The sequence below is a fragment of the Methanospirillum stamsii genome, assembly GCF_003173335.1.
GTDB lineage: Archaea > Halobacteriota > Methanomicrobia > Methanomicrobiales > Methanospirillaceae > Methanospirillum > Methanospirillum stamsii.
Genome location: NZ_QGMZ01000038.1, coordinates 33304 through 53282 on the forward strand (window position 1 = coordinate 33304; position 19979 = coordinate 53282).

A 19979-nucleotide genomic window follows, 5' to 3' on the forward strand; every position below is an offset into this window, starting at 1 on the left:
GTGGTTGCCCAATGGTTTATGGCTTGTGTGTTATACAAAACCTGATCATTCGGGTGTTTCCATAACCGTCCGGATTCCTTCCTGAACAAGAATAACGTCAATATAATCTCCTTCAGGTCGCGCATGATGTTTGATGACCCGGATCCTGCGGACATTATCATTCCTTTCAATTCTCAGTATCACTTTACAAAGATGGTTCAGACTTGTCCCGCCAAGAGGAGCGAATTCACCCCGGTTTAAATCCATGTAGACCTGGTTCGAGATTAAAACCGGAATATCATATCTTTTTGCATATCCAAGCAGAACAACCATCTGCCGGTTAAACCGCTGCATGGTTTCCTGCATATGATCCAACTCTGTTCTGTAAAGTCCGGTTGCTGAATCAAGTAAAATAATTCCTGGATGAGTTTCCTGGATGAGTTTTTCAGATTCATGGATCATCAGGGCCTGCTGGTCAAGGTCTACAGGCTCGAATAAGTAGAGGTTCTCAGCAAGTGACTCAGCATTGTCTCCTGCTATCTGGCTGAACCGGTCGACAGAGAAACTCTCCGTGTCAATGTAAATTACCGGTTCTCCTCTCTTTAACGCAGATACTGCAGCAAGAAGGCATATCGTTGATTTTCCTGTCCCTGGTTCGCCATATACCTGGGTAATCATCTTCCTTGGAAAACCATTCCCCACCAGTACATCAAGATCATCATTACCGGAGAGAACACCAGTCCTCATCATTCCTGATCACCATTCTGGACATAATTTTTACCTGCTTCTTCTGCAAGATGGAGGATATCACGAACAGGAATCCGATGTTTTTTTGCATATGTCTCTGCAAAATCAAACTCTGGTTTGACCAGGTAACAACAGCCCCCAAGATATCCGAATTTTATTGGAAAAGAAATGGTGTTTCCATTAATTGTAACCGGGATCTCACGAATCTCCCGGTCAGCAATGAACCGGTGCACTGCCGGAGTGACTCTCACTCCGAGAGTTCCAAGTTCTTTTGCCATAATTTCTGCCAGATCTCCGGAAAGATGAGAAGGTGTTATCACCCGGATCAGAAAACCTGGCCTTCCCTTTTTCATTAACAGGGGGATGGCTACAGCATCACGCGCTCCTTTATCCATAATGTCGGTAATAAAGGATCCTAAAATTTCTCCGGGTACATCGTCCACGTTCGTTTCGAGAATATCAATAGTATCTTTATGAAATCCTGAACATTCCATGAGAAGTGACCGGAGAACATTCGGCGATCTGGGATCGTCACGACTTCCTGCTCCATAGCCTGTTGCCAGAATTTTTCCCACTGGAAGGGCAGTCACTCCCTCTTCACAAAACTCAGCAAGTAATGCAGCTCCGGTGGGGGTCAGTTGCTCACCCTCCTGCTCTCCTGATTTGACCAGCAGGTTCGTTTTGGCAATAATGGCTGCTGTCGCCGGAGCAGGAACCGGAATAATTCCATGAGTGCAACTGATTGTTCCAAATCCTAACGCAACCGGCAGGGAGATCACGTTCTCTGGTGCAAGCAGATGCAGGGCCATACAGGACCCGATAACGTCAGCAATGGCATCATCAGCGCCCACTTCGTGAAAATGAACATGATGATCTCCATGAACTGACTCTTCAGCAGCTGCAATCCGGAAAAAAATCCTTTCCGCACTCTCAATTACCTGGTGTGGAGCATCAGCTCCCCGGACAATTTCAAGAACCTCATCGAGCGTTCTATGGGCTGGCCCGGCCAGGGTATGGATTTTTAGTGCAGAAATCCCGCATCTGCTAACCGTTTCTATCCGTGGTGTCCGGACTACAGAACTCATTGCCTGTATTACCGGCATTTCGGGTGCTCCAAGGCTGAGCAGGGAACCACAGATCATATCCCCTGCAGCGCCGTGAAAAGGGTCAAATGCGAGAAGACGCATGGTTCCTATACTTTTAAGTCCCGGCGTATATGATGGTTAGGTAATGGAATTGTATCTCAGGGTAGACAGTGCTTATCCCGGAGACCAGGGAGGAGGCAAAGCCCGCCTGGATCCGGAAACCATGCTGCAGCTGCGGCTTTCTCCAGGTGACATCATCCGGATATCCGGAAGAGACACAACGGTTGCAAAAGTCTGGCGTGCCCAGCTGGCAGACTGGAATCAGCAGAAGGTACGAATTGATAATTTCACCCGGATGAATGCAAATGTCTCTATTGGTGATACGGTAAAAATCACCAGGGTTGAAGATACCATGGCAGCCGGGACGGTGGTCCTTGCCCCTCCTGAAGACCTTCCGAAGAATATTCCGATGGCTGACTCTTCAGTCATCCTTCAGAACCTGATTGACTTTCCTGTTTCAATGGGAGATTCAGTTCCGATACCCATCGGGATGCCGTTTGTACAGCCACAGATGGTAGCATACAAGGTTATTGAGTTGGATCCTCCCGAAGCGGTCATCATCACCCAGCAGACGGAGATTATTATCTCCGATAAACCAATCAGCGGATTTGAGGGAATCAGTCAGATAACCTATGAGGATATCGGTGGTCTCCGTGATGAACTGCAGCGCCTCAGGGAAACCATCGAACTTCCCATGCGCCACCCTGAACTATTCAGACACCTTGGGATTGAACCGCCGAAAGGTGTTCTCCTCTTTGGCCCGCCGGGCACCGGAAAAACTCTGATTGCAAAAGCAGTAGCGAATGAATCAGGTGCACATTTTATTCCTATCGCCGGCCCTGAAGTAATTTCTAAGTATTATGGGGAGAGCGAGCAGCGTCTTCGTGAAGTTTTCGAAGAAGCAGCGGAAAATGCCCCGGCTATCATCTTCATAGACGAACTTGATTCAATAACACCGAAACGTGAGGAAGTGACCGGTGAAGTTGAACGGCGTGTGGTTGCCCAGCTGCTGACAATGATGGATGGTCTTGAGGAACGCGGTCAGGTTGTAGTTATCGGTGCAACGAACCGGCTGGATGCCATTGACCCGGCTCTCAGGCGTCCGGGAAGATTTGATCGGGAGATAGAGATAGGCGTTCCGTCGAATCCTGATCGGGTGGAAATTCTAAAAATCCATACCAGGGGAATGCCTCTCTTTGATGATGTCAGACTTGAAGAGCTGGCAGAGCGGACCCATGGTTACACGGGTGCTGACATTGCAGCACTCTCCCGTGAGGCAGCAATCAGAGCTCTCCGGAGATATCTTCCTCAAATCAACCTTGATGAAGATGAGATTCCTGAAGAAATACTGAATACTATGGTGGTCACCGCCAAGGATTTCAGGCAGGCTCTCCGGGAGATTACTCCGTCAGGGATGCGTGAGGTCATGCTTGAAGTATCAAACATCAGATGGCATGATGTAGGCGGTCTTTCAGATCCGATTGAAGAGATAAGGGAGGCAGTAGAATATCCGCTTACGAAAAGAGAGCGGTATGATGACTTAGGGATTCATTCTCCCCGTGGTGTCCTTTTATACGGCCCTCCGGGAACCGGAAAAACCTTGCTTGCAAAGGCGGTTGCAAATGAATCTGGAGCAAATTTCATTGCAGTACGAGGGCCCCAGCTGCTGTCAAAGTGGGTAGGTGAATCAGAGCGGGCAGTCCGGGAGATATTTAAAAAAGCACGCCAGGTTTCACCGGCTATCATCTTTTTTGATGAACTTGATGCTCTTACCCCGGCAAGAGGGACAGCAGGTGACAGCCATACCATGGAAAGTGTTCTCAACCAGTTCCTGACTGAAATGGATGGTCTTGTTGATCTCAGGGATGTTGTCGTGATGGGAGCTACGAACAGGCCTGACATCGTGGATCCTGCACTGCTTCGTTCCGGCAGGTTTGATCGGCTTATCTATATCGGAGAGCCTGGTTTAAATGACCGGGAAGAAATCCTGAAGATCCATGCCAGGCTAATTCCAATTGAAGGCTCAGTGCTTGAATCACTGGTTGACCTGACCCAGAACTTTACAGAAGAGGATTTTGAGATTCTTGCCGGTTCCCTGACCCAGGAAGTTCATGTATCCGGGCCTGAACTTGAGGAGCGGATACGGGCAATCTCCCCGTCACAGGGAATTTTGTCCAGACTGGCCAGGAGAAAGATGCTGGTTGAAGTCTTTGAAAAACTCAGAATTACCATCGATGATCCGGTAATTCACCGATTGTTCAATGATATTTCCCAGAGAACTGAAGGGTATGTTGGAGCTGATCTTGAAGGTCTCTGTCGTGAAGCCGGAATTTTTGCCATGCGGGAGCAGCTCCATTACATAAGAAAAGAACATTTTGAGCGTGCTCTTGAAAAAGTGCATCCTACGATGAACTCCCGGCTTAAAGAAGCATATGATAGGGTGAAAGTTCACTTCAAAGGTGGAATCCCAAAGCAGGCAGAGCCTCCTGAGTACCAGTAATCAGAACAACCCCTTTTTTTCGAAGACATATTGTAACATGTTATGGCTCCTTGGCACATACATGTACAGATTAGTACAGGAGTGACGATTCCGGTTTATGTTTAATATTGCCACCTTTCTTGACACCTGCATGATGAGAGACTCCACTAAAACGGCCTTAATCCATCCAAAATCCGGCCGGAGTTATAGTTTTACTGATTTATACAGGATGGGCGGTTCACTTGCTGCCAGCCTTCCCGGAATGGGCCTTGCTCCGGGAGACCGGGTTGTCATCTATCTTGACAGTTCACCTGAATATCTCATCAGTTATTTTGCAATATGGCGTGCTGGAATGGTGGTAGTCCCGACAAATATTGTGTACCGGAGTGAAGAACTGGCCTATGTAATCCGGGATTCAGGAGCAAAACTGCTCATCAGTTCAGTGTCTACCCGGAATATCACCGATTGCATGCATGACCTGTGTCCCTGTCTTGATAATATCATCGAGGTTGGAGGGGAAGGCAGGGTTTCCTGGGAACATCTTACATCAGTCTGTGCCCCTCTCCGTCCGGTTCCAAAAAAATCAGAGGACATCTGTCAGATTCAGTATACCTCCGGAACCACTGGCTCTCCGAAAGGGGCAATGCTTACTCACGGAGGCTGGATTGCGGCATTGCAGGCCGAAGCAGAAGCACTTGACCTGGTCAGTTCTGATATATACCTTGGGATTTATCCGATGGCCCATGTTGGTATTTCCTGGGGTCTTTCGGTCCTCCGGAGTGGTGGCACCTATGTTATCATGGAACGGTACCACCCGGATGAATACATAAAACTTACCGAGGATTACGGGATTACCATCCTTGCCGGAATGCCTCCGGTAATTCATGCCCTGAGTGAGACAGCTGCCGGAACTGAACGTTCATTTTCCACGGTTCGCCGCATCATCAGTGGTGGTGGTCCGATGCACTCTCCAACCTGGAAAAAATTTAACGAACGGTTCCATATTCCGGTCATCAATGCATACGGTCTATCCGAGACAATTGTTCTTGGTACGGGTACGGTTATCCGACCGGAGGATTACCCGACTGCTGATGAATATAACAGTGTTGGAAAACCCATCGGGTATACCGAGGTAAAGGTTGTTGATATCTCTGACCCGGCGAAGGAACTATTGTCTCCGGAAGCTGGAGAGATTGCACTCCGTGGGCCGGCTGTAGCGTTAGGATACTGGAACCGTCCTGAAGAGACCAGGGAAGTGTTCCTGGAAGACGGATGGTTTTTAACCGGAGATATCGGGTTTATTGATTCCCGTGGTATGCTGGTAATTACTGACCGGAAAAAGGATATGATAATCATGTCCGGATGGAAGGTATACCCGACTGAAGTTGAAACGGTTCTTATCCGTCACCCGAAAATAGCCGATATTGCAATCTTTGGTTGTCCGGATGAAGAAAAGGGTGAGATCCCGGCTGCTGCTGTTGTCCTCCGGAATAAAGAAGAGTCATTAACTCTTGAGGAGTTGGCATCCTGGTCCCGTGAGTACCTTGCCGGATACAAAATCCCGAGAAAACTTATCCTGATGGATCAGTTACCCCGGGTTGCCGGGTGGAAACTTCTCAGAAGAGAACTCAGGGAACTGTCGTGTTAGAACTCTTAGGCAGGGTGAGGGGCTGTTTCGGACTTAAAACCCCTTGTGATTCCTGTGCCGGGTTGTCACGGATATTGAGAATGTCATTAAAACTGACAACGATGCCGGAATCACCGATCATGTAGGTCTGATTGGCATATGATGCGTTTTTTCCGGCCATTGACTGCATTATCAGGTAATTTTCAAGAAGTGAACTCTCCTGCCTGACCGGTGTATGAATTCCCATGAGAAAATTTGCACTGATTGAGAGGAACAGTCCGCAAAAAAGGAGAGCAATAAGGAGTATTACCCGGTTATTCTGCATTTTTTTCACTTCAGAAGGATGAGATTTCCCATTCCTCTTCTTCTTTTCTCTATAAGCCCCATGCTCTCCAGCATATCCAGTGATCTGCTGACATTGGACTTTGAAAGCTGGGTCTTTTCAACGATATCACTCTGGGGAATGATTCCATCAGCATCAAGGATGGTCTGATAGATGAGCTGCTGATCTTCTTTTAATGTAGGAAGAACAGTCTCCCATTTTCTTTTCCGCTCTTCAAGAGGTGACAATGCCGGAGTATTTTCCTGCACCGGATAGTGGGAAGGGGGAGTCGGAGAAGTCAAAGCAGGGTGTATCTGTTCGTATAACAGGAGATAGAGTCCGCTTGCACATATGATTAGTGACGCTGCGATGAGTACGATGACATCGGTTGAGGTATATACGTCTCCTATCTGCTCGGTCTGAATGATATAATCCTCTCCGGTGTACCATATTACAAGAGGAGTCGGGTTCATCAGTTTAAGTCCGAGGATAAATACTGATGAAATGAAAATTACTATCGCGAAGAGTTCTTTCCCATTCATTGAAGAGATACCAAATGCCATCTGGGGTACCTTAACTGTGTGTTTTCCAAGTCCTTCATTATTTTCCTGTATCCAGTTCTTTTCGAACCTCAGAAACAGCAGCAGTAAGACGGGTCAATTTTGCGTAAGCGCTTTCAGGTGTATGCATTCTGAGTCCACAGTCGGGATCAGGTAGTATCCGTTCCGGACCAAGGATATCAATTCCTTTCCACAATCGTTTTACTACTTCATCCTGTGATTCCAGAACAGGCGAAGATGAATCAACAATGCCGTATCCGATATACTTGTCTTTCAGGTCTTTTCCAGAGAAAGAAGACAGGTTATCCGGGTTTTGAGTGCCTTCAAAGTCCAGAATCCGGATGGGAAGATCAAGAAGATCGTCCAGGATATGGGCAATGTTTCCACAGGCATGCAAGCAGACCGGTATGGATACTGACTCTGCAATCATCCTGATGGCTTCTTTTCCGGTCTCGAGTGATGCTGCACCGGTAGAGAATATTGGTTCATCTATCTGGAGCATGACAGCTCCGGTCTTCGTAAGTCCCCGGGCTTCTACCATAAGAGCTGATGCAATGTCAGGGATGAGTTCATCCCTGTTTCGGTATTGTTTTGTGCTGATGTGAAGCCCATGAGCAAGGGTTGAAGGACCGGTGATAATTGCCTTCACGTAAGGGTGCTGACTCACTGCGTACAGGGTATCATGGATGGTAATTGCCTGGTCCGGAGGCATCACTTTTCCGATTACATCATTACCCCTGACCCCGGGAAGCTTAGACGCAAAGACTCCTATCATGTCTCCCCTGACCTGTCCGTCAGAGATGATAGTAATTCCTGCTTTTTTCTGGCTTTCAACCGCTGTGATAACCGCTCCGTGCAATGGATCAAAAAGACTTTTCAGGCTTCGCTGAGGCTGTGCCGGGAAGCTTCCGACAACCGTTGTCGGCAGAACTGTGTCAGGAATAAATGACTGCATGGTTAAGGTACTACCCGGTGACGGTCACGGGGGAACAGGACTGCTTCACGGACATTGGGAAGACCGAGCATTGTCGTTACCATCCTTTCTGCTCCAAGTCCCCAGCCTGCATGTGGTGGCATACCAAACCGGAACGGGTTTAGATAGAACTCAAAGTTCTCAGGATTTAATCCTTTCTTTGCAATCTGATCAACCAGGAGATCGTACTGGTGGACACGTTGTGCTCCGGAAGAGAGTTCCATTCTCGGGTGCATCATGTCAAAAGCCTTGCAGATTTCCGGATCATTTTCATAGGGCATGGCATAATACGGCCTGATGGATGACGGCCAGTCAACAATGAAATACATCCGTCCCATCTCTTCTCCAATTGCCTTTTCTGCTGCTGTTCCGATATCGTCACCATAAGTGATATCTTCCTCGCACTTTGACGCTGCGATTTCGATCGCTTCAGCATAGGGCAGGCGGGGAAATCCTTTTTCAGGAACTGCAAATGTGTCAAGATCCATATCGGCTATTGCATCACTGCAAGTTTTATCAACGAACTGGTAGATGTCCCTGACCAGGTCTTCCAGAATCTGCATCACACCGATATGGTCGGTAAAGGATACTTCGATATCTATTGAAGTTGCCTCATTGAGATGTTTCGTGGTGTTATGTTCTTCTGCACGGAATATTGGGCCTATTTCGTAGACCTTTTCAAATCCGGCAGCCATCATCATCTGTTTATAGAGCTGAGGGCTCTGATTGAGGAAGGCTTCCTTTTCAAAGTACGCGATTGGAAAGAGCTCAGTACCTCCTTCTGTTGCTGCAGCGACAATTTTTGAGGTATTTATCTCGATAAACCCGTTATCAAAGAAGAAGTTTCGGGTTGCATGCTGAACTGCATTCCGAATCTTAAATATTGCTGATACACGCGGTCTGCGTGCATCCAGGAACCGGTTATCAAGCCTCGTATCCAGTTCTGCCGGGACTTTTTCTGCTACATCGAGAGGAAGGGGGCTTGCAGAAAGACTGACTATTTCGATAAGGTCAGGAATCAACTCTCTGCCTCCCGGAGCTTTTCCTTCTGGTTTTATTATCCCCCGAACCCTGACAACCGACTCACGGGAAATGGCACGGATTGTTTCAGCGATCTCAGGTGCTACTTTCTTTTTTGGAATTGTTACCTGGAGAATCCCGGTCCTGTCCCTGATTAAGAGAAAGGCAAGTCCGCCAAGGTCACGGATTTCATGGGCCCATCCGATAACTTCGGCTGATGGTGTATCCGGAGTAATGGTATTGATTGAAACTCGCATATTATACCCTTACTTAATGAGCGGGGACGCTGAAAACCCTTTGTGGAGATGGTCGTACCATCAGGTTTAATAGGGCTGTCCGGAGACAGTACCCTATAATCATGAGTAAACAGCCAGATACAACATCAGTAAAGGATTTGGAATTATATACAAAAACCCGGTCAACCCTGATTACCGGAACACTCCTCCCGGATAAAAGGAAGGTAGATATCTGGTATGATGAGACCGGAACAATCCGGGAAATCGGTCCTGATATCAGTCATGCACACAAGGGTGATGCAGATATTATTATTGACGGGTCAGGAACGCTTGCAATACCCGGCTTATATAATACTCATACGCATGCAGCGATGACCCTGCTCCGGGGGTATGCCGATGATATGCATCTGCAGCAATGGTTGTCAGAAAAAATCTGGCCGCTCGAAGCGCATTTAACCGGAGATCATGTCTACTGGGGTACAAAACTTGCCTGTCTGGAAATGATCCGATCCGGAACCGTGGCAATGAATGATATGTATTTTTTTATGAAGGATACCGCACGGGCAGTGGAAGAGGCAGGAATACGCGCAGTTCTCTGTCATGGAATCATCACGTTTGGAGATGAGGCAAAATTAGAACAGGAGATGAAAGCCACGGAAGATCTGGTCAGACATATCCGCTCACAAAATAATCCACTCATCAGACCTGCAATCGGACCCCATGCTCCCTATACAGTCCCTCCCCAGCATCTGGAAGTCTGTGCGGAATACAGCCGGAATGAAGATATTATCCTCCATACTCACCTTGCAGAAACAAAACAGGAGGTTGATGATTGTCAGAAAACCAATGGCATGTCACCTGCCGCACTTCTGGATAAAACCGGCTGTCTTTCTTCACGAACGGTTGCAGCCCACGGATGCTGGCTTACTGAAGATGACTGCAGGCTTCTTGGAGAACGGGGTGCTCATATTGCTCACAATCCGGTCAGTAATATGAAACTGGCAACAGGTCGGGCCATGCCGTACCACCACTTATCAGAAAAGAAGGTAAATGTCAGTCTCGGAACTGACGGATGCTCTTCGAACAACAACCTTGACATGTTTGAAGAGATGAAGACCGCTGCAATATGCCAGAAGTTTTTCTGGAATTCTGATACCCTATTACCTGCAGGAGAAGTGCTTTCCATGGCAACATCATCAGGAGCAAGGGCTCTTGGGTATAGCGCCGGAGAAATTAAGCCCGGACTTTCTGCAGATATATGTCTGCTCTCTCTTAACCACCCGTCCATGGTCCCTCTGCACAATCCGGTATCAAATGTCGCGTATTCAGCACTTGGATGTACTGTTCAAACAGTAATTTGTAATGGAAAAATTCTGATGTACGAGGGTTATATCCCACAGGAACAGGAGATTATTACCGGAGCCTCTAGTAGCGCAACAGATCTTCTGGATCGTGCAGCCCGGCAATGATAAGGTAGATTATTGTATAGGTTAATATCACTGTATGCGGTCTATTCGTGGCATTACAGCCATTATTTTTTGTTTTGTATTCCTTTGTATTGCCTCTCTGACAGGCGCTGAGGAAACAGATTACTCAGAGTATACTGATCTTTCTTCGGTGAGTGAGGATTGGGGTGAGCAGGAATACGGGATGAGTGATAATTTTGATCTTGAGGATCTTCTTGGTGAAGAACTGATATCAAATATCATCCAGTTCCTTTTAAGGCTCTTTCTCTCATTATTCAGCGGATCAATGTACTGATATAAGGGAGAGAATCTCTCTCATTAGATCCTCTGCAATTTTTGGTGATTTCATGAGCGTGTCATAGTGAAGTGCATCCGGAACAATAATGGAATCTCGTATGTCCTGGATAAAATGGTCAATTAGGTCGCCGTAAATCTCCCTCACCCCTCTTGAATCAGCAGAATAACCCGTTCTCTGCATGAGTCCGGCAGCAGGACCGGATACCGGACTATCACCAATAAACGGACTGATTGCGATGACTTTTTTCTTTTTGAGTTCTTCCCTTACTCCGGTGCAGGAAAGTATGGGGAGAATACTTGTTACCGGATTACTCGGTCCGATGATAACCGCATCAGCTTTATGAATTGCATCCAGTACTTCCGAAGTTGCCAAAGGAGGCGTTGGTGGTTTATGAATTATCTCTAAAATTTCACATGTTCCCCGGTGTTTAACCCAATATTCCTGAAAGTGCATCTCCCCGTCTGAAGTTCTGATATACGTCGTCCACGGAACATTAGACATCGGGAGAATATTTCCTTTCGCCTCAAAAAAACCGCATAGGTTTTTTGTGATATCTGTCAGGGTCATTCCTTTTTCCAGGAGTTCAGCTCGTAAAATGTGCACCGCACGATCCTTATCTCCAATTGAGATATAGTAGTCCGGATACGCCCTCATGAGAATCTCGTTGGTGATAAACGTGTCACTTTTTAACCCCCACCAGGTATCGGTATTCAGAATACCTGCAAACAGGTACATGACCGTATCCACATCAGGGGAGATATGACCCCCCTGGTACCAGATATCCTCGCCGGTATTTACGATAACAGAAATATCAGCATCATCAAGAATATTTCGTGCTCCCTGTAATAATTTCGGAGTCCCTGTTCCGCCGGATAGAAACGTGATCATCCTTTTCTATGTTACCTTCCTGATCATAACTCATGCGGGGACCGAAGTGAAGTCAATTAAGGATCCGGTCCATGGGTATATCCAGGTTGATTCTTCTTTTCTTCCTCTTCTGGATACACCACAGGTGCAGCGTCTTCGGTATATCAGGCAGCTGGGTTTTTCTTTTCTGGTTTATCCTGGCGCACATCATACCCGGTTTGAGCACTCACTTGGAACCATGCACCTTGCGAATGCCCTGGCACAACGTCTGGAAATCTCCAGAGAAGACGAGAGGCATGTAACAGCAGCAGGTCTTTTGCATGATATCGGTCATGGGCCGTTTTCTCATGCTATCGAGGGATTATCTGTAGAGTTTCTTGGAAGAGAACACACTGATATTCTGGATTGTCTGAAAGGAGATTTTCTAGCCGAAGCCCTTTCGGCTGCTGACCTTGATCCGGACAGTATTTACCAGTTAATCAATGGAACCCATCCGTGCTCCGGAATCATTCATGGAGATCTTGATGTTGACCGGATGGACTACCTGCTCCGTGATGCACATTACACCGGTGTTCCCTATGGTACCGTGGATGCAATGCGGCTTATTCGGGCCATGCGACTATCTGACTCCAGAATTATTCTGGAAGAGTCCGGAGTCCAGGCAGCTGAGTCACTTCTGATAGCCAGAACTCTCATGCGTCCGGCGGTGTACTATCATCATGTGAGCAGGATTGCCGAGAAGATGTTTACGATGGCGGTTTACCAGTTCATCAAATCTTCTCCTCATACGCTCCTTCCGGCTATGATACAAGCAGATGACGGGGGCTGTATGCAACAGTTGCTTCATGCTGAGGATCCTTTTGTTGCATCACTTGCACAGGATTTGTATAAACGTCACCTCTATAAGCGGGCAGTATACATTGGAAAAGACAATGTCCGGGAAGCTCACCGGCTTACCTCAGAATCATTTCTTCATGAGCGTACCCTTGCAGAAAAAGTTGCAGAAGAAGCAGGTGTAGATCCTGAACAGGTTCTGGTTGATATTCCCGCTTTTCCCCGTGATATCTGGATGGAAGTAGAAGTCCAGGACAGGAACTCCCTGTATCCCCTTGAGGAAGTATCTCCTCTTGTCACGACTTTGAATGAAACCCGGCGGAGTCAATGGAGACTTGGGGTCTATGCTCCTGAAGGCCTTACTGATGTAGTATCAGAAGCTGCACGTTCTGTGCTGAGTATTAAGCCCTTTACAAAACAGGAACGACTAATTTAAAAAAAAGTGTTATGCAGCGTTTGCTGCCAGTACTCCGTCTGAGGTCATGTATAACCAATATCCACGGTAGGGGTACATCAGGGTTGCATCATTGCTGCCCTTGATTATCATCGGATCATACTGCTGGGCTGGTGCATTAAATCCTGCACAGTTTACCCACTTATCCTGAACGGAGAGGAGAGTAAACTTCGCCTCAATCGGAGTTTTTCCGGTAAATCCGATGCCATTCCATCCTTTCTTGAGGTAGGCTGTCGGAGGAGTCTGGACAGGGTTTTTATCATATTTCAGTGGGACCGATGAGGTTCCCTGTGAATAAATCCAGAATCCTTCGAGCGGTTTAACCGGAGTTGTCGGATCCATTACATACCACAGGTGTTCGCCGGTATTGTACTGGAACATGCTGTGCCCTGCTGAGTCCACGCAATTAAAGATTGAAGCGGTATCAAATCCGGGAGCCAGTTTTTTCGGGACTGATATGAAGTTCCATCCTCCTGAAATCGGAATATTATCATCATACGGTGTTGCCACGGTGATGAATTCAGACTTTGATATGGTGTCTGATCCGTATTTACTGGATGCAGTAAGAGTGACGGTATATTTTCCCTCTTTTGTGTAGGTATGCACCGGATTTGCCACCATATCTGTGGAGCCGTCACCAAAGTTCCAGTTCCACATGGTCGGGTTTCCTGTTGAGAGATCCGTAAAGGTTACGGTAAGAGGTGCTTCCCCTGTTCTTGGGACTGCATTAAAGTCAGCTTTTACCGGCGGGCAACTTTCAACAGTAATGAAATTCTGTTTGGTTACCGTTCCGGTTGCACCGAACTGGTTTGAAGCTGTCAGGGTAACGGTGTATGTTCCCGGAACTGTGTAGGTATGCTTCGGGTTTCCCCAGCTGTATGGTGGCGGACATTTTCCACCTTTACATTCCGTTTGAACTTCAGAATCATTTTCAGATGCCGGAACAATGTTTCCGTCTCCGAAATCCCAGTTCCACATGGTTGGTGAGTCTGAAGACATATCTGTGAACTGAACGGTAAGCGGGGCACATCCGGATTTTGGATTACCATCAAAGTCTGCTATGATGGCTTTTGCTGAAACGGTAATGTATGCCTGTTTAGTTTCAGTATCTGTTGTCCCATACTGGTTTGAAACAGTCAGGGTAACGGTGTATGTTCCCGGATACCGGTATGTGTGTTTTGGATTTGCGACATTGTTTTGTGGTGGTGGACATGTTCCTCCTACACAATTCGTATCAACATCGGATTCATTTTCAGAAGCCGGAATAATATTTCCATCCCCGAAATCCCAGTTCCACATGGTTGGGTTTCCTGTTGAGAGATCTGTAAACTGAACGGTCAGTGGAGCATATCCGGTTGTTGGTGTTCCGATGAAATCAGCATCAATGGATGCATCGTTTACCGTAACTAACTGGGTCTTCGTGACGGTATCTGAAGTATACTGGTTTGAAGCGGTAAGAGTTACGGAATAGGTACCTGGAACTGTATACAAATGGGTCGGATTTGCCACCATGTCAGTAGATCCGTCACCAAAGTCCCATGCCCACATGGTTGGATTTCCTGTGGAAAGATCGGTAAACCGGACGGAAAGCGGGGCATTCCCTACTCTTGGGTCCGCAGAGAAATCTGCAACGATTGCCTTTGGTGAAACGGTCACAAATTCAGTTTTTGTAACGGTATCCGATGTATACTGGTTTGATGCCGTCAGTGTAACTGCATATGTTCCGGGATACCGGTAAGTGTGTCTTGGATTTGCTAAATTATTCTGTGGTGGCGGACATATTCCTCCATGACAATCCATGTCAACTTCGGATTCATTTTCAGACGCTGGAATAATATTTCCATCCCCGAAATCCCAGTTCCACATGGTCGGATTTCCAATTGAGAGGTCTGTAAACTGAACAGTCAGCGGAGCTTCACCAGTTCTTGGGTCTGCGGAGAAATCTGCAACGATTGCCTTTGGCGAAACGGTCACAAATTCAGTTTTTGTAACGGTATCCGATGTATACTGGTTTGATGCCGTCAGTGTAACTGCATATGTTCCGGGATACCGGTAAGTGTGTCTTGGATTTGCCACATTATTCTGTGGTGGCGGACATATTCCTCCATGACAATCCATGTCAACTTCGGATTCATTTTCAGACGCTGGAATAATATTTCCATCCCCGAAATCCCAGTTCCACATGGTCGGATTTCCAATTGAGAGGTCTGTAAACTGAACGGTCAGTGGAGCTTCACCTGTTCTTGGAACGGCAGAGAAATCTGCAACGATTGCCTTTGGTGAAACGGTTACGTATTCAGTTTTTGTAACGGTATCCGACGTATACTGGTTTGATGCCGTCAGTGTAACTGCATATGTTCCGGGATACCTGTAGGTGTGTCTTGGATTTGCCACATTATTCTGTGGTGGCGGACACTTTCCTCCATGACAGTCCATGCCAACTTCGGATTCGTTTTCAGACGCCGGAATTATGTTTCCATCTCCGAAATCCCAGTTCCACATGGTCGGGTTTCCGGTAGAGAGGTCTGTAAACTGAACGGTCAGCGGAGCTTCCCCAGTTCTTGGTTCAGCTAAGAAATCAGCTTTGATTGCCTTTGGAGTAACTCTTATCGTTGTTTCACTGATTCCAGATTCACAAGTCTGACTGGAAGCTGTCAGGCGAACCTGATAAGTTCCCGGACTCGTGTACGTATGAACCGGATTTGCTACCATATCGGTGGTTCCATCCCCAAAGTCCCACGCCCACATGGTTGGCCCTCCGGTTGAAAGATCAGTAAACCTCACGGTTAAGGGAACTTCACCTGATGAAGGTTCAGCGTTAAACCGTGCTTCGATGACACAGGTTCCTTCTACAATGATGTACTTTTCTTTCACCTTTGTACTGGTCCCTGCTGTCGGGCTGCTGACTGTTAATGTTACCGTGTATTTTCCCGGTTTCTGATACACATGAGTCGGGTTCTGTTCATATGCTGTACCGCCATCTCCAAAGTCCCATTTCCACTCCTTTACAGCACCTTTTGAACAGTCAGTAAACTGGACAAGGAGAGGAGCTTTTCCATAGGTCGGGTTTGCGAGGAAGTCTGCAACCAAAGCATTCTTGTCCCTCACAATGATGTATTCCTGCCTGATCTTTGTGCTACTCGCTCCGCTAATGCTGGTAGCAGTCAGGGTCACGGTATAAATACCTGGTTCCTCGTAGATATGAACCGGGTTTGCAGGCCCTGCTTCAGTAGTACCGTCTCCAAAGTCCCAAGTCCACATTGCCGGATATCCGGTTGATGAATCAAGGAACTGGACCTTCAGAGGAGCAACTCCGTCAGTCGGGCTCCCGATAAAATCAGCAATAATACAAGCGCCGCCAGGACCATCGCAAATGGCCTCCCCGGCACCGTTTGTTACAGCCTGCTCTAATCCTCCTGCAGATACTACACCCGATGCCGCAAGGATGAGCATGAGGAATAGAGCCAGCGTATACACTATTTTTGTCATTCTTCCCACCACCAGTTATTGCGAAATGTGTTCCAGACACACCTCTGCAAATCGTAAGTTACCTCATGTCGACTTAATGATATCCATCTGTTTTCTACATCTTTTTGCATCCCATAATCCCCCCATTTCTACACCAAAAAAAAATTATGCTGAAATAGCAGCCAGTGTCCCTACATCAGACATAAACAGCCAGTACCCGTTGAATGGGTAGAGTCGTGCATCGTCATTTCGACCCTTAATAATCATCTCATCATACTGCTGTTTTTCTTCACTAAAGCCAAGACAGTTGATCCACTTATCCTGCACCGAAAGAAGCGTGAATTTAGCTTCAAGTGATTCAAGACCTGTAAATCCAATCGCATTCCAACCTTTCCGGAGTTCTTTTGTCGGAGGTGTTGTGAGCGGATCAGTATCATAGGTTAAAGGCACAGAATTTGCAGTCCGTGAATAAATCCATACAGCATCGAGCGGTTTTAGCTGGCTGGATGCACTAAGGGTCATCCATTGTCCGGTTCCTGCATCGTACTGGAAAATGCTGTGTCCATCAACCTGTATATGGCTGAAAATTGCTGCAGTGTCTTTTCCAGGTGCAAGTTTCTTTGGAACAGAGACAAAGTTCCATCCTGGATAAATCGGTATTGAATCAGATGGTATTGGACTACTGCCAACGGAAATATAACCTGATTTTGTTTCAGTGTCAGATCCGAACTGGTTTGATGCAGTAAGAGTGACTGTGTATGTTCCATCTTTTACATAGGTGTGTCTTGGATTTGCAATGTTAATGCAGTCCCCGTTAACACATGAAGCATTTGCATCAGCCGGAATGATTCCCCCGTCTCCGAAGTTCCAGTACCACATGGTCGGGTTTCCGGTTGATAGGTCGGTGAACTGCACAGCGAGTGGCACTGCTCCACTCTTTGGTGATGCCGTAAAGTCAGCATTGATGGTCGGGGTTACCTGTCCGACGGTAATGAATGCCTGCTTGGTTTCGGTATCAGATCCGTAACTGTTTGATGCAGTAAGAGTAACGGTGTATGTTCCCTCTTTTGCATAGGTGTGTCTTGGATTTGCAATGTTAATGCAGTCCCCGTCTACACATGATGCATTTGCATCAGCCGGAATGATTCCCCCGTCTCCGAAATTCCAGTACCACATGGTTGGATTTCCGGTTGAGAGGTCGGTAAACTGCACGGTGAGTGGTGCTACTCCACTCCTTGGTGCTGCTGTGAAGTCTGCGTTTATGGTAGGAGTTACCTGTCCGACTGTAATAAACGCCTGTTTAGTTTCGGTATCAGATCCGAACTGGCTTGATGCAGTAAGAGTAACAGTGTATGTCCCCTCTTTTGCATAGGTGTGTCTTGGATTTGCAATATTAATGCAGTCCCCGTCTACACATGATGCATTTGCATCAGCCGGAATGATGCCTCCATCCCCGAAGTCCCAGTTCCACATAGTTGGGTTTCCGGTTGAGAGGTCGGTAAACTGCACGGTCAGCGGAGCTGGTCCGCTCCTTGGTGAAGCAGTGAAATCTGCGTTGATAAATTGTGGGGAAGAGGAGAAATAAAGGTCTTTCCTGAGAATTCTCTCTCCTCCACGGGTGATTACCTGGTTTGTTCCTGCCTGCAGGGTGCCCATCCAGAATGATATGGTCTTTCCTGCATCAGCTTCAGTGACCGGAACTATCAGGCGGGGATCATCAGGATTCTGACCTGGAGCTCCATATGATCCTGAATACCGGGTTACATAGGTTGTTACGGTCTTACCATCGATTTTCGCTTCGATTACTGTACCGATTGGGGCAGATTGTCCTTCAATCTGCACATACCCATAAAATTCGTATGGGTTCATCGGTGGAATTGTGGTAATGGTAAGATCCTGCTGGAACCTTCCTCCACTGGTTATCTGGAAAGTCTGGTCAGCGGTGTATTCACCCTCCATGAAGGTGACATGTTTTCCTACATCGTTCACGGTAATTGGAACAGTCAGGGCCGGATCGGTATCATACTGGCCACCGTACTGACCACTCTGGGTTATTTCGTATGAACCCCTGACAACCCCGTCAATGACCGCTTTCAGAACGGTTCCTTTTGCTGCAGGCTGACCGTCAATACTAACCGCTCCATAGAAATACAGGTTACCGAGGGGCTGGGCATATACAAAGTTGAGTGGCTGTTCCAGCATGGAACCGTCTCCAGTGACGGTAATTGATGGTGAACCCTGAATGCCTTCACTCCAGAATGTAATCTGTCTTCCAATGTCTGCCTGGAGGATATCTACCGTGAGCTGGTCAGCCATACTGCCTTCTCCACCATAGTATCCTTCCTGGGTGGTAGTTATCGAGTCTTTTGTCACCCCATCAATTTTTGCAATGATGTTTGTCCCGATTGGTGCCGGCAGGTAATTGAACGTAACCGGTCCATAGAACTGATATGGAGTAAATGGTGTTGTAGGTTCCAGAGTATACAGGAAGATATCCCAGTTTCCAAACCGGTCATCCTGCCATACAATCTTGTCAACACTGATATCCGGACGAATCTGATTTCCAGGGCCTACGCAGACTGCATAGGTCTTCGGGATAGAAAGATCGACCATGTAGATATCGCTATTCTGTTCCTGGTCATATCTTGTCCATACTATCTTGGATCCTGAAACTGCGGGTTCAACATCATCATAATCATCAAAGGTCACGGCGGTAGTCATGTCCTTTTTGATGTTATACATGAAGATATCCCATTTGCCGTTCCGGTTATCTTCCCAGACTACGTAATCTTCAGAAATCCGGGGGTTCTGCTGAATATTGATATCACGGGTTACCTGAATGGTCTTTTGAGTATCGTAATTGTAGAGATAAATATTCCAGTCATTATTGTTGTCATCAAGCTGCTGATAGACAATCCATTCCCCTTCAATGTCCGGGTTGGCTTTATCTTTGTCATTTGCATTGATGTAAGCCGGAGTTCCGGTTGATCCAATTTTGGTAAAAGCGATATCTCTGATATCATCGTTTCCAAAATCTTCGTAAACGACCATGTCATGTGAGATTGCAGGCCTGAATTTATTCGTTGTATCTACACAAACCGGATCTTCCTTATGCATCTCAATGTTGTAGTAGTAGATATCCGAATTTCCATGCCGGTTATCGTCCCAGACTATTATTCCATCCGAAACGTCCGGGTTGTTCTGGTCGCTTAAAATATTGGCAACCATCCCTCTGTTTCCAGATTTCATGTCATAGAACCAGACCTTGCCCTGGCCCTCATACTGGGTCCATGTGATATACTGTCCATCTACCCGGGGATCCCAGTCATACACCGAATCAAAACACATCTGTTCTTCAATACCCGGTGCCTGTGCTATCAGTTCTTCTGCTGAAAAACTTACAACCGGTTCGAAATCCACTCCCTCATCATCTGCCAGACAAGGCACCAGCAGCAGGAGGAGAAGAACCGCCATTGATTGTATTGCGAATCTCATCTCTTTTCA

At 47.0% G+C, this 19979-nt stretch carries 14 protein-coding genes; 5 read left to right on the top strand and 9 right to left on the bottom strand.

The window, feature by feature from the left end; all coding sequences use genetic code 11:
- Positions 1 to 45: 45 nt before the first annotated feature.
- A complete protein-coding gene (gene radB, locus DLD82_RS14380) occupies positions 46 to 729 on the bottom strand; it encodes a DNA repair and recombination protein RadB (protein ID WP_109941818.1) in 684 nt (227 codons plus the stop codon).
- Complete coding sequence (larC, locus tag DLD82_RS14385) at positions 726 to 1913, bottom strand: nickel pincer cofactor biosynthesis protein LarC (RefSeq protein ID WP_109941819.1); 1188 nt, start codon at positions 1911 to 1913, stop codon at positions 726 to 728. The genes radB and larC overlap by 4 nt, the downstream gene beginning before the upstream one ends.
- 43 nt (positions 1914 to 1956) lie before the next feature.
- Here larC and DLD82_RS14390 point away from each other — a divergent pair, with 43 nt between their 5' ends.
- Both DLD82_RS14390 and DLD82_RS14395 read left to right on the top strand, forming a co-directional pair.
- Positions 1957 to 4371 carry a CDC48 family AAA ATPase gene (locus DLD82_RS14390; protein WP_109941820.1) on the top strand — a complete coding sequence of 805 codons (2415 nt, stop codon included), beginning with the start codon at positions 1957 to 1959 and terminating at the stop codon, positions 4369 to 4371.
- 97 nt (positions 4372 to 4468) lie between these two features.
- A complete protein-coding gene (locus DLD82_RS14395) occupies positions 4469 to 5998 on the top strand; it encodes a class I adenylate-forming enzyme family protein (RefSeq protein WP_109941821.1) in 1530 nt (509 codons plus the stop codon).
- On the opposite strand, the gene DLD82_RS14400 is transcribed toward DLD82_RS14395, so the two are convergent.
- The 4 genes from DLD82_RS14400 to aspS are packed head-to-tail and all read right to left on the bottom strand — an operon-like array spanning position 5979 to position 9109.
- Positions 5979 to 6302 (bottom strand): hypothetical protein, encoded by a 324-nt coding sequence (locus tag DLD82_RS14400; RefSeq protein ID WP_146199819.1) that lies wholly within the window; start codon positions 6300 to 6302, stop codon positions 5979 to 5981. The two genes, DLD82_RS14395 and DLD82_RS14400, sit on opposite strands and share 20 nt — an antisense overlap.
- Positions 6303 to 6307: 5 nt before the next feature.
- On the bottom strand, positions 6308 to 6862 hold the full coding sequence (locus DLD82_RS14405) for a helix-turn-helix transcriptional regulator (protein WP_109941823.1): 555 nt from the start codon (positions 6860 to 6862) through the stop codon (positions 6308 to 6310).
- Between the two features lie 37 nt (positions 6863 to 6899).
- Entirely contained in the window at positions 6900 to 7814 is a 915-nt protein-coding gene (locus DLD82_RS14410; RefSeq protein WP_109941824.1) for a methionine synthase, read from the bottom strand.
- A 2-nt stretch (positions 7815 to 7816) separates the two neighbouring features.
- Entirely contained in the window at positions 7817 to 9109 is a 1293-nt protein-coding gene (aspS, locus tag DLD82_RS14415; RefSeq protein WP_109941825.1) for an aspartate--tRNA(Asn) ligase, read from the bottom strand.
- A gap of 101 nt (positions 9110 to 9210) precedes the next feature.
- Here aspS and DLD82_RS14420 point away from each other — a divergent pair, with 101 nt between their 5' ends.
- Both DLD82_RS14420 and DLD82_RS14425 read left to right on the top strand, forming a co-directional pair.
- A complete protein-coding gene (locus DLD82_RS14420) occupies positions 9211 to 10557 on the top strand; it encodes an amidohydrolase family protein (protein WP_109941826.1) in 1347 nt (448 codons plus the stop codon).
- Between the two features lie 34 nt (positions 10558 to 10591).
- Positions 10592 to 10849 carry a hypothetical protein gene (locus DLD82_RS14425; RefSeq protein ID WP_109941827.1) on the top strand — a complete coding sequence of 86 codons (258 nt, stop codon included), beginning with the start codon at positions 10592 to 10594 and terminating at the stop codon, positions 10847 to 10849.
- Here the strand turns inward: DLD82_RS14425 and cofD are convergent.
- Complete coding sequence (cofD, locus tag DLD82_RS14430) at positions 10838 to 11740, bottom strand: 2-phospho-L-lactate transferase (protein WP_109941828.1); 903 nt, start codon at positions 11738 to 11740, stop codon at positions 10838 to 10840. The genes DLD82_RS14425 and cofD overlap by 12 nt on opposite strands.
- A gap of 46 nt (positions 11741 to 11786) precedes the next feature.
- On the opposite strand from cofD, the gene DLD82_RS14435 reads away from it, so the two are divergent.
- A complete protein-coding gene (locus tag DLD82_RS14435; protein ID WP_109941848.1) occupies positions 11787 to 12989 on the top strand; it encodes an HD domain-containing protein in 1203 nt (400 codons plus the stop codon).
- 9 nt (positions 12990 to 12998) lie between these two features.
- Here the strand turns inward: DLD82_RS14435 and DLD82_RS19220 are convergent, their stop codons facing one another.
- Both DLD82_RS19220 and DLD82_RS14445 read right to left on the bottom strand, forming a co-directional pair.
- On the bottom strand, positions 12999 to 16496 hold the full coding sequence (locus tag DLD82_RS19220) for a PKD domain-containing protein (RefSeq protein WP_109941829.1): 3498 nt from the start codon (positions 16494 to 16496) through the stop codon (positions 12999 to 13001).
- A gap of 144 nt (positions 16497 to 16640) precedes the next feature.
- On the bottom strand, positions 16641 to 19970 hold the full coding sequence (locus DLD82_RS14445; protein WP_109941830.1) for a PKD domain-containing protein: 3330 nt from the start codon (positions 19968 to 19970) through the stop codon (positions 16641 to 16643).
- Positions 19971 to 19979: the final 9 nt, after the last annotated feature.

Excerpts from the sequence above, each read along its gene's own strand:
- radB (WP_109941818.1), bottom strand. The coding sequence starts at position 729 with ATGATGAGGACTGGTGTTCTCTCCGGTAATGATGATCTTGATGTACTG.
- larC (WP_109941819.1), bottom strand. The coding sequence starts at position 1,913 with ATGCGTCTTCTCGCATTTGACCCTTTTCACGGCGCTGCAGGGGATATG.
- DLD82_RS14390 (WP_109941820.1), top strand. The coding sequence starts at position 1,957 with ATGGAATTGTATCTCAGGGTAGACAGTGCTTATCCCGGAGACCAGGGA.
- DLD82_RS14395 (WP_109941821.1), top strand. The coding sequence starts at position 4,469 with ATGTTTAATATTGCCACCTTTCTTGACACCTGCATGATGAGAGACTCC.
- DLD82_RS14400 (WP_146199819.1), bottom strand. The coding sequence starts at position 6,302 with ATGCAGAATAACCGGGTAATACTCCTTATTGCTCTCCTTTTTTGCGGA.
- DLD82_RS14405 (WP_109941823.1), bottom strand. The coding sequence starts at position 6,862 with ATGGCATTTGGTATCTCTTCAATGAATGGGAAAGAACTCTTCGCGATA.
- DLD82_RS14410 (WP_109941824.1), bottom strand. The coding sequence starts at position 7,814 with ATGCAGTCATTTATTCCTGACACAGTTCTGCCGACAACGGTTGTCGGA.
- aspS (WP_109941825.1), bottom strand. The coding sequence starts at position 9,109 with ATGCGAGTTTCAATCAATACCATTACTCCGGATACACCATCAGCCGAA.
- DLD82_RS14420 (WP_109941826.1), top strand. The coding sequence starts at position 9,211 with ATGAGTAAACAGCCAGATACAACATCAGTAAAGGATTTGGAATTATAT.
- DLD82_RS14425 (WP_109941827.1), top strand. The coding sequence starts at position 10,592 with ATGCGGTCTATTCGTGGCATTACAGCCATTATTTTTTGTTTTGTATTC.
- cofD (WP_109941828.1), bottom strand. The coding sequence starts at position 11,740 with ATGATCACGTTTCTATCCGGCGGAACAGGGACTCCGAAATTATTACAG.
- DLD82_RS19220 (WP_109941829.1), bottom strand. The coding sequence starts at position 16,496 with ATGACAAAAATAGTGTATACGCTGGCTCTATTCCTCATGCTCATCCTT.
- DLD82_RS14445 (WP_109941830.1), bottom strand. The coding sequence starts at position 19,970 with ATGAGATTCGCAATACAATCAATGGCGGTTCTTCTCCTCCTGCTGCTG.